Below are 13,676 nucleotides of genomic sequence, written 5' to 3'. Positions count from 1 at the left end.
TTTGGGGATTAGTTGCTTGCTTGGGCAGGCATGTCGTCAGCGTGCATTTTCACGTACTGAGCAAGACCTGCTTTTTTGCTGTAGAACATCAAGATAACGAGAGAAACGATGAAGGTTGCTGTTAGCGTACCGCCCTCTGCACCTGCTAGTGCGATGAAGCAGAACAGACAAGCCACACCAGAGAACAACATTACGAAGCCGTTACGTGTTGTCATACCTTCGAAGCGAATCAAGTTAATGCTTGAGTAGAAGTAAGGCAGCATAGTTAGTAGAACTGCATCAGTCGTTAGCTGGTTGAACAGGTCTGATGCGTGTGCTGTTTTAGAGCTGAAGAACATGAGTACAACCATTAATGCTGTCATCTTGATTGACGCAAGGATTAGACCTTTCTTAGGCACACCGTTTTTGTCAGTTTCGCCGTAGATTTTAGGGAAGTTGCCATCGCTTGCTGCACGTTTACCAGCCTCGCCCACCAGCATCATCCAAGAACCTAGCGAAGTGAAACATGCTAGTGCTGTGAATGCTGATACAAATGGGGCTGTCCAGCTACCGAATAGCTCAGTGGTTGCCAATGCAAATGGCGCACCTGATGCCGCAACTTCAGAAGCAGGGAACATGCCGCTGATCATTTGAGTTGATAGGATGTAAATCACACCTGCGATACCAGTACCCAGCATGGTTGCTAGCGGTACAGTACGTTTAGGATTTTCTACCATGCCTGTTGATACTGCGGCTGATTCCACACCAACGAATGACCATAGACAGATAAGAACCGCTGTCACAATCGCATGGCTATCCGTACCCGCAGATACGTTCCAGTTTTGGCTGTATAGCGCAGTGTCGAAGTGCGTCCAACCAAACGCCGCTGTACCAACAACTGGAATGAGGATTAGAACAAGACCAAGCGTACATAGACGGCTTACCCAGCTACCACCAAGTAGGTTGACGAAAGTGAAGATCCATACCGATGCAATCGTCGCAATACCTGCTGGGATTGGGTCATTAAGCACAGGGAAGAATACTGAAAGGTAAGAAACACCTGTAATAGCAATAGCTAGGTTACCAATCCAGTTCGCGTGGTAATACAGCACGCCCGTTTGGAAACCAAAGACTGGGGAAACTTCGCCCGCATAAGCGATAGGACCACCTTCTTGAGGGTTTTTGGTTGCCAGACGAGCGTAAACAAACGCAAGGCTCAGTGCACCGATCAAACAGATCAGCCAGCTGAAAATTGAAACAGAGCCTACTGAAGCTAGGCTAGAAGGTAACAGTGCAATACCACTACCCATCATGTTACCGGCGACTACACCCGTACAGGCAATTAGGCCGATTTTTTTCGTATTCGATGACATAACATCTCCAAATCTATTCTACTCAAGTCAACGTGACTCAAACTGAACGGTTATTAGCGAGATGCTATGAAGTAGATACCTGCTCGACCTCGCTAAATTTCGAAGTGAAGACTACGCCCAAAAACTGGGAAAAAAATAAACTTGGCGTTATCAATAAAATGATTAGTTCATCAACATCAAGTTGAGATAAACATGATGAACACAAAAATATAAAACTATATTATTCATATAGTTATAAGAAAAACATCAAACCTTCTACCGATAGATAAACTCTCATCAACTCGTTGGTAATCGCGGCAAAAGTTATCAACCTCTATCAACTTCCCCGCCCCGAAGGGTTGATTCCCTGAACCTGTTGATTTCATAAACCTCTCCCTGATCGCGCTTTTTGACCCACATCAATATTCATCTCGCCTGCAAGAAAGCATCAGAATCATTCTCGCCAAATAACCCAGCCAGACACTCCATACAATCAATAGAGATAGAGATAGAGATAGAGATAGAGATAGAGATAGAGATAGAGATAGAGATAGAGATAGAGAAGAAAACCGGATATGTCTTCCCGTTGCAAGCTTGCGTTACTGGCTCCTTCGTAAGTCATTACCCCACCGCCCACCCTTTTCACTTTTCGACAGCTACAAAAAAGCCCCTCACCGAAATGAGGGGCTAGTATTAAACTGACGTAGAGTACGAGAGAATTAAAGCATTCGAACGACAGAAGGGTGAACAGCGCGATACATGGCGTAATCAATCGCCTTCATGTTACTTGGGAAGACCAAGTTTTCGCACAGCAGGTACGTCTCAACCGACGTATCAATATAGAAAGCTTCGCTGTAAGACTCACTGGCCAAATCCAGATCACCATCCAATTCAGCGTGCTTACCACGAATCACATAAGAAAGCACCGAATCACGTAACCTCAAAGCCTGCCCAAGATGCTGCTTGGCTGAGGCCATGTCACCAATAATGGTTTCGTGCAGGGCTAAAGCTTCATAAATTCGCGGTTGAATTGGCCCAACCATCATTTTTACGTTAGTTTCTAGTGCATCACTCAACTGCTGCACTCGCCCTTTCTTCAACTCCTGTGAAAAATCGAGCACCTTCTGCACGTGGTAAGCAATCAATAACTCTGCCTGAACGTAAGCATTATCTGGCTCAATTTCTAAAATGTTTTCCATCAAGTTGACGCCTTGGCGAAACTGCTTGGCATCCGAGACATTGAGATAATGGTTAGCTTGAACAAACAGCTCCAAAGCTTCCGCGTTAATTGGCATTCCCGCTACTAGCATCGTGGATTTCAGCTTGGCATCCGGCACTTTCAGGACTTGCATCAAATCCAACGACGCTTGTTGAAGCACTGTCTTTAAATGGCTGCTGGTTAACGCGTATTGACGACTAAACAACACCTTTTCAGATGAGTTATTGCGATATTCCACCTCTAAAAAGCTGCCACCATCATTTTCACGAACCCGCACCACAACCGATTTGCCCGGCACAATACCCGAGGTAAACGACGCCTTCTTTAGCATGACTCGGTAATCGCTCACTTGAGCAATGTCGGACATCAACTTTTGGGCAAACCCGTCTGCCAAGTCGTAGCTTAACCCTTCGCTTGTGAAGTTATCTTGAAACTTGAATTCGATAAGGTGAGTATCGATGGCTTGAGTAATACGCACTTCCGATTGCTTGTAGGTAAACACGCCCATCACCACAACCAAGACACTGATCCAGATGAAGTTCATGATCCCCAGGCGCCACGGACTGATTTTATTTTTTTTCTGAGGGGCCTTTTTCTCTTTAGACATCTCACAGACCGCGCGAGTCAGAGGGCCAGCAGGAAAGGTGACGGCAGGTGCGATAGGTAGAGTATCTTCTTCTGATTCTTCAACAATAGGAGGAAGAGTTTCTGAATCACAATGACGACTTGCGAGGAATTCCTCGAGTGTCATTGGGGTCACATTCGCCACCAGCTTGTAACCACGTTTCGGCACTGTAATGACGTAGCTGGTATTTTCTTCCCGACCATCCCGCAGTAATTTACGCAACTCAAAAATGGACTGAGTCACCACTTGATCGGTCACAATCGCCCCTGCCCAAACGTATTGGATCAATTCCTCACGATTGAACACCTCATTCGCATGCTCCGCTAGGAAATGCAGAAGATTAATTAAGCGTGGCTCAACAGTAACTTCCCTATCTTGTCGATACAGCTTATTTTCATCAACGCTTAAAAACCAGTCATTGATTTGAAAATAGACTCCAACCATGTATGAAAACTCTCGTATCTACAGACAGCGCTACGGCAGGAATCAAACAATGGTCAATTCCTACAGGTAACTAAAGGCGAGATTATAGGTGGGAAAACGGCGTGCACCTAGAAAAGCAAGCCGCCAAAAATGCAAACTTAAGTTAAGTGATGCAGAAATGAGACTACTCAAGTGCTGCAAGGATAGAACAATGCGTAGCATCATCGTCCGTATGACCGCAGCAAGCATCATTGATCTTCTTCAAAGCTCGACGAATTTTCGTTAGCTCGTTAATTTTTCCATCAATCAGCTCTAACTTAGCAGAAGTAATAGCTTTAACCTCTGCACAGCTGTGTTCTGTTGCTTCTAGTTTGATTTCTAGTAGCTCTTTAATCTCATCCAAGCTCAGGCCCAGCTCTTTACCTTTAAGGATGAAGTGTACCTGCTTTTGATTCTCTTCATTATAGAGACGATAACCTGATTCACTTCGACCTGCGGGCTTTATCAGCGCGTTTTTCTCATAAAAACGCAGCGTATCTGCAGTCACACCACAACGTTTTGCCAGTTCACCTATCTGAAACATAACTTTCCCTATTAACTATCTCGTTACTTTTAAAGCTAAAGAACCTCTTTTTCACAATTATTTTTGAGATGCCAAACGATTGCGCGAGCTTTTTTGTAATAAATTGGTTAGAATACGCGCCATCAAATGTGGAGACTGTTTTCTAACCAGAAAACATCCGGCAAAGGTCTTTACCAAAACTGGCCAATATTTTACCCCAAGAGGTAAAAACAAGTTCATTTTTGGCAAACATCTTTAACTCCGTGAATTTGAGGAAAATGGAAGCATGAATAACGCTCGTCCTATTCGCCGTGCGCTTATCAGCGTATCAGACAAAACAGGTATTGTTGAGTTTGCACAAGCTCTTGCTGAGCGCGGTGTCGATATCCTATCTACTGGTGGTACAGCACGCCTACTTGCCGAACAAGGCATCGCAGTAACAGAAGTCTCTGACTACACAGGTTTCCCAGAAATGATGGACGGCCGCGTTAAAACGCTTCACCCGAAAGTTCACGGTGGTGTGCTTGGTCGTCGTGGTCAAGATGACGACGTGATGGCAAAACATGGCATCAATCCAATCGACATGGTCGTTGTTAACCTATACCCATTCGCAGAAACCGTTGCAAAAGAAGGCTGTACACTAGCTGACGCGGTTGAAAACATCGATATCGGCGGCCCAACGATGGTTCGCTCTGCAGCGAAAAATCACAAAGACGTGACTATCGTTGTGAACGCTCATGATTACGATCGCGTTATCGCTGAAATGGACGCGAACGAGAAATCTCTAACACTAGAGACTCGTTTCGACCTTGCTATCGCAGCATTCGAGCACACTGCTGCTTACGATGGCATGATCGCAAACTACTTCGGCACTATGGTTCCATCTTACGGTGAGAACAAAGAAGGTGATGAAGAGTCTAAATTCCCACGTACTTTCAACCAGCAATTCGAGAAAAAACAAGACATGCGCTACGGTGAGAACAGCCACCAAGCAGCCGCATTCTACGTTGAAGCAAACCCACAAGAAGCATCTGTTTCTACTGCTCGCCAAATCCAAGGTAAAGCCCTCTCTTACAACAACATTGCAGACACTGATGCAGCACTTGAGTGTGTGAAAGAGTTCAACGAGCCTGCATGTGTAATCGTAAAACACGCCAACCCATGTGGCGTTGCGCTAGGTAAAGACATCCTCGAAGCGTACAACCGCGCTTACCAAACTGACCCAACGTCAGCGTTCGGCGGCATCATTGCATTCAACCAAGAGCTAGATGCAAAAACGGCTAGCGCTATCGTTGAGCGTCAATTCGTTGAAGTGATCATTGCACCTTCTGTTTCTGCTGAAGCGATTGAAATCGTTGCAGCGAAGAAGAACGTACGTCTACTAGAGTGTGGCGAGTGGTCAACGAAGACAACGGGCTTTGACGTAAAACGCGTCAACGGTGGTCTACTGGTTCAAGACCGCGACCAAGGCATGGTAAGCCTAGACGATCTTAAAGTCGTGTCTAAACGTCAGCCGACAGAAGAAGAGCTAAAAGACGCCCTATTCTGCTGGAAAGTAGCGAAATACGTGAAATCTAACGCGATCGTTTACGCGAAAGGCGACATGACTATCGGTGTAGGCGCAGGCCAAATGAGCCGCGTTTACTCAGCGAAAATTGCCGGCATCAAAGCCGCAGATGAAGGCTTAGAAGTTGCCGGTAGCGTAATGGCATCTGACGCTTTCTTCCCATTCCGCGACGGTATCGATGCCGCAGCAGAAGCCGGCATTAAGTGCGTAATTCAGCCAGGTGGCTCTATGCGTGACGACGAAGTTATCGCAGCAGCAGATGAGCACGGCATGGCGATGATCTTCACGGGTATGCGTCACTTCCGCCACTAATTTCCTCATCGTATTTGGCACTGTGGCGTTGTTAACTGCTTTCGCCCACCCCAGTTACGTAGCTGGCTATGTTTCCGGGATGGGCTCAATTGTTGCCTAGCCACATCATCAACTACTTTGAGCAAGACTTATTTAATTTAGCTAATTTGAAATACTCTTAGTTTTAGAAATTTTCATTTTAGAGCAAAGCCATATTGATAAGGTCAAGGAGAGCTCGCGGAGTTTATAAGTATAAATGAGCAAGCTCGACGCAGAGATTAGCAATATGGCGCAGCTATCAAAGGATAAATAAAATGAATGTACTTATCATTGGTTCAGGTGGCCGTGAACATGCGCTAGGCTGGAAAGCGGCGCAAAACCCAAATGTTGAGACTATTTTCATTGCTCCAGGCAACGCAGGTACGGCACTAGAGCCAAAACTAGAGAACGTAAACATTGATGTGGAAGACATCGATAGTCTGGTTGCTTTTGCAAAAGAGAAGGCGATTGAATTGACTATCGTTGGCCCAGAAGCACCGCTGGTTATTGGTGTGGTGGATGCGTTCCGCGAAGCGGGCTTACCAATCTTTGGTCCTACCCAAGCCGCAGCGCAGCTTGAAGGCTCTAAAGCGTTTACTAAAGACTTCCTTGCTCGTCACCAAATCCCAACCGGTGCATACGCAAACTTCACAGAAATTGAACCAGCGCTTGCTTACGTGCGTGAGCAAGGTGCGCCGATTGTGGTGAAAGCCGACGGCCTTGCGGCTGGTAAAGGCGTGATTGTGGCAATGACGCTAGAAGAAGCCGAAGACGCAATCAAAGACATGCTAGCAGGCAACGCATTTGGTGACGCAGGCAGCCGCGTGGTTATCGAAGAGTTCCTAGATGGCGAAGAAGCAAGCTTCATCGTGATGGTGGATGGTGAGAACGTTCTGCCAATGGCCACCAGCCAAGATCACAAACGCGTGGGTGACAAAGATACTGGCCCAAACACTGGCGGTATGGGCGCGTACTCGCCAGCTCCTGTGGTAACACCAGAAATTCACAACCGCATCATGGAAGAAGTCATTTACCCAACAGTACGTGGTATGGCGTCTGAAGGTAACCCATACACAGGTTTCCTATACGCGGGTCTGATGATCGACAAAGATGGTACGCCTAAAGTGATCGAGTACAACTGCCGCTTCGGTGATCCAGAGACACAACCAATCATGATGCGTATGGAATCGGATCTGGTTGATCTTTGCTTGGCTGCGATTGACCAAAAACTGGATCAAGTGGAATCAAAATGGGATCCACGTGCGTCGATTGGTATCGTGCTCGCAGCCGGTGGTTACCCAGCAGCGTACAACAAAGGCGATGTGATCTCTGGTCTGCCACAAGTTGAAATTGAAGGCGAGAAAGTCTTCCACGCGGGTACAGACAATAAAGATGGCAACATCGTAACAAATGGTGGTCGCGTATTGTGTGCAACTGCGTTGGGCAACAGCGTATCAGAAGCGCAGCAACGCGCTTACGAGCTTGCAAAACAGATCAGTTGGGACGGCATGTTCCATCGCAGTGACATCGGCTACCGTGCGATTGCACGTGAGCAAGAAAAATAAAAACAACTTAAGTTGGCTAAAAAACAAAAGGCGCATTCAGCGCCTTTTTTATTACTCTGTCAGCAAGTAAGTCTCACCAAGCTTACTCTGCGAGTAATGCTGGTCGTGGTACACAATCAAAGTCATCATCATTGAGCATCAACAGTTCATCAACCGTTGCTTTATTTCGCGACTGCTTGCCGACAAAAGCCACGTAACTGTCTACAGATGAGAGACGCTCGATAATAAATTTTGGCAACGTCTGATTAAACTCGAGTGTCGAGAACGCTTTACCTTTGCAGGTTTCAAACGATTGGCCATTCCAATAACCTTGAATGAGGCTCTGACTGTTACGAGACTGCGCCTTAACCGACGCCACTACATCATTCGCTTCTGTCTTGTAACGTTCTAATTGTTCATGCTGAAGTGGTAAGACTTTACGATTAACGCGATATTGTTGGTAAACCGCTTCGCCATCTTTATTAAAACGGATGTGGATTTGAAAAGGCACCAACTCTTGCTTGGTATCAACTTGCTCACCTTTTCGAATCAACTCTCGAAGCTCACCTTCATCCCAACGGTAGTCACTTTGAAACCAGCCATTATCCCCCATCGTTACGTAATCAGCAGCCGTACTCACGCGAGTGAGTTTCTCGGTCATCCAGTACAAGCTACTTGCGTCTCCAGCAACTTTGCCGCCAGAGAAGTGAGTGAATTGTTCTAAATTAGGAGTTTCAACCGACGAACAGCCAAAAAGGGTAAAGCTAGATAAGAGAAGTGAAGCGAGTAGATGTTTTTTCATGAAGTTGCACCGAGGCAGGATACCTCGGTGCATTCTAACTTAGTTTACTGATTCTTTCAGCGCTTTACCTGCTACGAATGCAGGTACGTTAGCTGCTGCGATTTGAATCTCGTCACCAGTCTTAGGGTTACGACCAGTACGTGCAGCGCGGTGGTTTACTTTGAATGTACCAAAACCAATTAGTTGAACTTGGTCACCCTCTTTAAGTGCACCAGTTACACCATCAAGAGTCGCTTCAAGAGCAGCTTTTGCTTGTGCTTTTGATAGGTCTGCTTTCTCTGCGATAAAGTCGATTAATTGGGTCTTGTTCATTAGGTTTCCCTTCTCATAGGTTATCGAATTCGTCTCACTCTAAAACATAAATGCCCCATCTGGCAAAGGTTTGTAAGCGATCTTTCGATTTTCTGACGTACTTTTAGCCATAATATGAGTAATAACTCACAATTTGTTACCACATACCCCCTGAAAACCCTTGCCTTCCAAGGTATTTGGACCAATTTATAAGGCACTTTTGCGGTTATAATAGCTGCAAATAACCACTATCAAACTACATTCAAGGGCAACTATGCTGCTGTTATCCATTTATATCTCTATTGCAATCGGCATTTCGTTTATCTGTTCGGTGCTGGAGGCGGTACTGCTGAGTATCAGTCCGAGCTACATTGCGCAGCTCAATCAACAGGGGCATCCCGCAGCTGGGCAACTGGCTAAGCTAAAATCAGATATCGACCGACCATTGGCATCCATTCTGACTCTAAACACCATCGCTCATACCATCGGCGCGGCCACTGCTGGTGCACAAGCTGCGGTGGTATTTGGTAGCGAAGCGTTAGGTATCTTTTCGGCAGTGCTCACACTGGCGATCTTGGTGCTTTCAGAAATCGTACCGAAAACAATTGGCGCAACTTACTGGCGTCAATTGGCGCCAACCGCGGCAGTCGCATTACGCTGGATGGTATGGGCGCTAACGCCATTCGTATGGTTTTCAGAGCAAATCACCAAGCGTCTTGCTCGTAACCACGAAGCACCCAAGATGCGTGATGAACTGTCGGCAATGGCGATTCTGGCACGTGAAAGCGGTGAATTTGCCGAGGGTGAATCAAAAATCTTAAGCAACCTGCTGGGCATCCAAGATGTACCTGTAACGCAGGTTATGACGCCACGTCCTGTGGTATTCCGTATCGATGCCACGATGACCATCAATGAGTTCCTAGAAAAACACAAGGATACACCTTTCTCACGCCCATTGGTTTATAGCGAGCAGAAAGACAACATCATTGGTTTTGTGCACCGCCTTGAGTTGTTCAAACTGCAACAATCAGGTTGTGGACAGAAACAACTGGGAGCAATCATGCGCCCGATTCAAGTGGTGCTAAACAACACGACGTTACCGAAAGTGTTTGACCAGATGATGACTCATCGCCTACAGCTAGCCCTTGTCGTTGACGAATACGGTACTGTGCAAGGCTTGGTGACGTTGGAGGATATTTTTGAACACCTCGTGGGTGAAGAAATCATCGATGAAGCGGATAAAAGTACCGACATGCAAGAACTGGCTTACCAACGTTGGGAAAGTTGGAAAGAGATGCACGGCGTAATCGAAAGCCGCGATGACGATGAAGAAGAGGAAGAACTGGAGAAGCATCACAAGGAGCCAGAAGCTCAAGAAGCGACAAAACCAGATTCTAAAGAATCGTAATCAGCATTGGGCATAACCGCTCAAACGCCGCAAACAAAAAGGCATCCATTTAGGATGCCTTTTTCTATCTATTCAACGATTAAAGTGCGATACCGATATTGCTCACGCCTTCTTCACGTAACTCTTCACGTAAATCTTTAATCAAGCTGATGTCACGCTCTACCGCTTCACGCAGTGGACGGAAAATAGCCCACTGCACGTCCCATTCTTCACATACGGCTTCATTTTCTTTCTGGTTGTCGTTGGTTATTGGCTCTGCACCTTGCGCTTGCTCTAGATCAGCAACGGTTTGTACCGACTGTTGGCTCACTTTAAGCATTGAATCGAAAAGGTAGTCGCGGTCCAATAGACCATGCAGTAACGTAGACAAACCCTGACACGCGTCCATCGCTGGGTAAACGCCGTAAAAATCGAACTCATCCGCACTTGGGAACAACTCTTCTAACTTCTCTAATTGACGTTCGAAGTTAATTTTCGCGTTCTTAACTGTCAAAATTTCCCATACACTATCAAGAATCGCTCGGTAAGCACGCGGGTCAGCAAATTCTGTGTTCTCACAAAACATCGCATAGTTTGGATACATGCGTTCACATAGACACGCCATAAAGGTAATTTGTTGCCAAGGTTCTAGTTTTTCTAAACGAACCTGAAGAGGATTCTTAAGCATAGTCACTCAATCATTGAAGAAAAAAACAGCGAAAGTGTACTTGATTCATCACAGGGAAAAAAGTTAATGCCGCATTCAAATCAGATTTTCCTGCTCTCAGAGCATCGCGACACCTACAAAACGTTACTGGCAGAGAAAAATCTGCCCGATCTTTGCCTCACCGACGAACCAGAAGCCGCTCAGATCGTACTAGCGGACCCGCCCTTACTATCACAAAGCTTAGACGAATTTTCACAGCTTGAATGGGTGCAATCCACGTTTGCTGGTGTCAACGCCTTAACATCCCCTAGCCTTCGTCAGGACTATACTCTAACTAACGTTCGAGGCATCTTTGGTCCACTGATTGCTGAATATGTTTGGGGTTACAGTATTGCCCATTACCGCCACTTTGCCCGATACCACCAGCAGCAACAAAACAAACAATGGCAGCCTCACCTCTATACATCATTACAAAGTAAAACCATGGTGATTCTCGGTACTGGTAGCATTGGGTGTTATTTGGGCAATGCCGCTAAAGCAATGGGAATAAAAACCATCGGTATGAATCGCACAGGTATTCCGACCTCAGGTGGTGAATTTAATCAGATCTTTCATATCAGTGAACTAAGTAAGGCATTTGAACAAGCCGACATTGTTGTGAATACCCTACCAAGTACACCGGAGACGCAACAGTTACTTAATCGTCAAAAGCTCAGCCAACTAAATCAGGCGTTATTGTTTAACGTAGGTCGTGGCGACGTACTGGATGAGGCAGGGTTGCTCTTCGCTCTGAAAAACCGTTGGGTAGAACACGCCTTCTTAGATGTATTTGAGCAAGAACCGTTATCGGTAGAACATCCGTTTTGGAAACTACCGCAAGTCACCATCACTCCACACATTGCTGCGCTGAGTTTTCCCGAGCAAGTCATCGAGATTTTTGCTGACAACTATCTACGCTGGCGTGATGGGTTTTCATTAAATTATCAAGTGGACTTCGAAAAGGGTTACTAAGAATGTCGTTAGACGAGCTATTGCAGCAAGTGAGGGCCTGCCAGATCTGCGCGGATAATTTACCTTTGGGCGCAAACCCTGTCGTACAAGCAGCAAAAGGGGCACGCATCCTAATCATCGGTCAGGCCCCAGGCACACGTGTACACAAAACCTCGATACCTTGGAATGACCCAAGTGGTGACCGATTACGCCAATGGCTCGATATCGACAAAGGCGTTTTCTACGACCCAAATAAAATTGCCATTGTCCCAATGGGATTCTGTTATCCAGGCAAAGGGAACTCTGGTGATTTGCCGCCTCGCAAAGAATGTGCGCCCACTTGGCATAAAAAGATTCTTGAGCAGCTGCCCAATATAGAGCTGACTCTATTAATTGGTCAGTACTCGCAGCAGTACTATCTCACCAACAAACCAAAGACACTCACGCAAACCGTTCAGCAATGGCAGGATTGGGAACCTGATTTTATCCCGCTTCCTCATCCTTCTCCACGCAATACATTGTGGTTAAAGAAGAATCCTTGGTTTGAATCTGAAGTCGTGCCATACCTTAAAAAACGCGCTCACTCGATGATTTAGGTTACCCATGATCTAATTGCTTTTTTATCTGTACAAGAAAATGAGCACACAAACACAAACCGCTAAGCTGTTGTTTATAATAAGATTAAACAATAAGCGTACAGACTAAATAGTAATTAGATCATAGTAGGCCAAATACTACTAGAGCTGTACAGCCTTGAGTTTCAGATAAAAAATTGAATTTTAGGTAAAAAAAATACCGGCACTGAATGCCGGCATTTGATTGTAAAAAATCTAACTTACTTGTGGTATGGCTTAGATAACTCGTGTACCGCTTCCACAAATACGCCCGCGTTTTCTGGCGGTACATCCAAGTGGATACCGTGACCTAGGTTGAACACATGACCAGTCCCCGTATCACCAAATCCTTCTAGGATATCCGCTACTTCTTCACGGATGCGCTCTGGCGAAGCGTAAAGCATTGATGGGTCCATGTTACCTTGCAGCGCCACCTTATCACCGATACGTGCTTTCGCGTCTGCAATGTTGATTGTCCAGTCTAGACCAACCGCATCACAGCCCGTTGCTGCGATTTGCTCAAGCCACATACCGCCATTCTTAGTAAACAGTGTGACTGGCACGCGACGACCATCGTTTTCACGAATCAGACCATCTACAATCTTGTGCATGTATTGCAGTGAGAACAGGTTGTAGTCACGAGGCGTCAGTACGCCACCCCATGTGTCAAATACCATTACCGACTGCGCGCCTGCTTTAATTTGCGCGTTTAGGTACTCGATAACGCTGTCTGCTAGCTTATCTAGAAGTAAGTGCAGAGTTTGTGGTTCCGCGTACATCATCTTCTTGATCTTGGTAAACGCTTTAGAGCTACCACCTTCGATCATGTACGTCGCAAGAGTCCAAGGACTACCCGAAAAACCAATCAGCGGCACTTCACCCTTCAGGTCTTTACGGATCTGGCGTACTGCGTTCATTACGTATTGCAGTTCACCTTCTGGATCTGGCAAACCAATTTTTTCCACGTCAGCTTTGCATGTAATTGGGTTATCAAAAACAGGTCCTTCACCCGCAGCAAAACGCAAACCAAGCCCCATTGCATCTGGAATCGTTAAGATGTCCGAGAATAAGATCGCGGCATCAAGAGGAAAACGGCGTAATGGTTGAAGTGTCACTTCGGATGCTAATTCTGCATTTCGACACAAAGACATGAAATCACCCGCTTCTGCACGAGTCGCTTTGTATTCTGGTAGGTAACGACCTGCCTGGCGCATCATCCATACTGGCGTGTAATCTACCGGCTCTTTTAAAAGCGCACGCAGATAACGATCATTTTTTAATTCAGTCATTCCGTAATTCCAACTGTTAGGCTTTCTGTGAAAGG

Annotated in this window: 12 protein-coding genes; 5 read left to right on the top strand and 7 right to left on the bottom strand. The window is 46.0% G+C overall.

Features of this window, described 5'->3' with window-relative positions:
* Positions 1–8: 8 nt before the first annotated feature.
* The 3 genes from cadB to zntR all read right to left on the bottom strand — a co-directional run bounded on the left by cadB (position 9) and on the right by zntR (position 4,181).
* Complete coding sequence (cadB, locus tag MTR11_RS22405; RefSeq protein WP_053808506.1) at positions 9–1,352, bottom strand: cadaverine/lysine antiporter; 1,344 nt, start codon at positions 1,350–1,352, stop codon at positions 9–11.
* 698 nt (positions 1,353–2,050) lie between these two features.
* Positions 2,051–3,619: a lysine decarboxylation/transport transcriptional activator CadC gene (gene cadC / locus MTR11_RS22400; protein ID WP_243328441.1), complete on the bottom strand. Its 1,569-nt coding sequence runs from the start codon at positions 3,617–3,619 to the stop codon at positions 2,051–2,053.
* A 163-nt stretch (positions 3,620–3,782) separates the two neighbouring features.
* Positions 3,783–4,181 carry a Zn(2+)-responsive transcriptional regulator gene (zntR, locus tag MTR11_RS22395; protein WP_005397290.1) on the bottom strand — a complete coding sequence of 133 codons (399 nt, stop codon included), beginning with the start codon at positions 4,179–4,181 and terminating at the stop codon, positions 3,783–3,785.
* 265 nt (positions 4,182–4,446) lie between these two features.
* Between zntR and purH the strand changes: the two genes are divergently transcribed.
* Entirely contained in the window at positions 4,447–6,039 is a 1,593-nt protein-coding gene (gene purH / locus MTR11_RS22390; protein WP_085344624.1) for a bifunctional phosphoribosylaminoimidazolecarboxamide formyltransferase/IMP cyclohydrolase, read from the top strand.
* Between the two features lie 293 nt (positions 6,040–6,332).
* Positions 6,333–7,622: a phosphoribosylamine--glycine ligase gene (gene purD / locus MTR11_RS22385; RefSeq protein WP_167426156.1), complete on the top strand. Its 1,290-nt coding sequence runs from the start codon at positions 6,333–6,335 to the stop codon at positions 7,620–7,622.
* An 82-nt stretch (positions 7,623–7,704) separates the two neighbouring features.
* Here purD and MTR11_RS22380 read toward each other — a convergent pair whose 3' ends face one another.
* Both MTR11_RS22380 and hupA read right to left on the bottom strand, forming a co-directional pair.
* Positions 7,705–8,403, bottom strand: coding sequence for a DUF1481 domain-containing protein (locus MTR11_RS22380; RefSeq protein WP_046874617.1), 699 nt, complete (start codon positions 8,401–8,403; stop codon positions 7,705–7,707).
* Positions 8,404–8,442: 39 nt separating this feature from the next.
* A complete protein-coding gene (hupA, locus tag MTR11_RS22375; protein ID WP_005382524.1) occupies positions 8,443–8,715 on the bottom strand; it encodes a nucleoid-associated protein HU-alpha in 273 nt (90 codons plus the stop codon).
* Between the two features lie 253 nt (positions 8,716–8,968).
* On the opposite strand from hupA, the gene MTR11_RS22370 reads away from it, so the two are divergent.
* Positions 8,969–10,102: a hemolysin family protein gene (locus MTR11_RS22370; protein WP_243328440.1), complete on the top strand. Its 1,134-nt coding sequence runs from the start codon at positions 8,969–8,971 to the stop codon at positions 10,100–10,102.
* 79 nt (positions 10,103–10,181) lie between these two features.
* On the opposite strand, the gene MTR11_RS22365 is transcribed toward MTR11_RS22370, so the two are convergent.
* Positions 10,182–10,769 (bottom strand): YjaG family protein, encoded by a 588-nt coding sequence (locus MTR11_RS22365; protein WP_005382520.1) that lies wholly within the window; start codon positions 10,767–10,769, stop codon positions 10,182–10,184.
* A gap of 66 nt (positions 10,770–10,835) precedes the next feature.
* Here MTR11_RS22365 and MTR11_RS22360 point away from each other — a divergent pair, with 66 nt between their 5' ends.
* Both MTR11_RS22360 and MTR11_RS22355 read left to right on the top strand, forming a co-directional pair.
* Positions 10,836–11,759 carry a D-2-hydroxyacid dehydrogenase gene (locus MTR11_RS22360; protein WP_243328439.1) on the top strand — a complete coding sequence of 308 codons (924 nt, stop codon included), beginning with the start codon at positions 10,836–10,838 and terminating at the stop codon, positions 11,757–11,759.
* A gap of 2 nt (positions 11,760–11,761) precedes the next feature.
* A complete protein-coding gene (locus MTR11_RS22355) occupies positions 11,762–12,334 on the top strand; it encodes a uracil-DNA glycosylase family protein (RefSeq protein ID WP_243328438.1) in 573 nt (190 codons plus the stop codon).
* A 239-nt stretch (positions 12,335–12,573) separates the two neighbouring features.
* Here the strand turns inward: MTR11_RS22355 and hemE are convergent, their stop codons facing one another.
* Positions 12,574–13,641 carry a uroporphyrinogen decarboxylase gene (hemE, locus tag MTR11_RS22350; RefSeq protein WP_006743188.1) on the bottom strand — a complete coding sequence of 356 codons (1,068 nt, stop codon included), beginning with the start codon at positions 13,639–13,641 and terminating at the stop codon, positions 12,574–12,576.
* Between the last annotated feature and the right edge of the window lie 35 nt (positions 13,642–13,676).

This window comes from Vibrio sp. CCB-PB317 (genome assembly GCF_022808245.1).
Taxonomy (GTDB): Bacteria; Pseudomonadota; Gammaproteobacteria; order Enterobacterales; family Vibrionaceae; genus Vibrio; species Vibrio diabolicus.
This window is presented reverse-complemented; position numbering and strand designations above follow the sequence as displayed.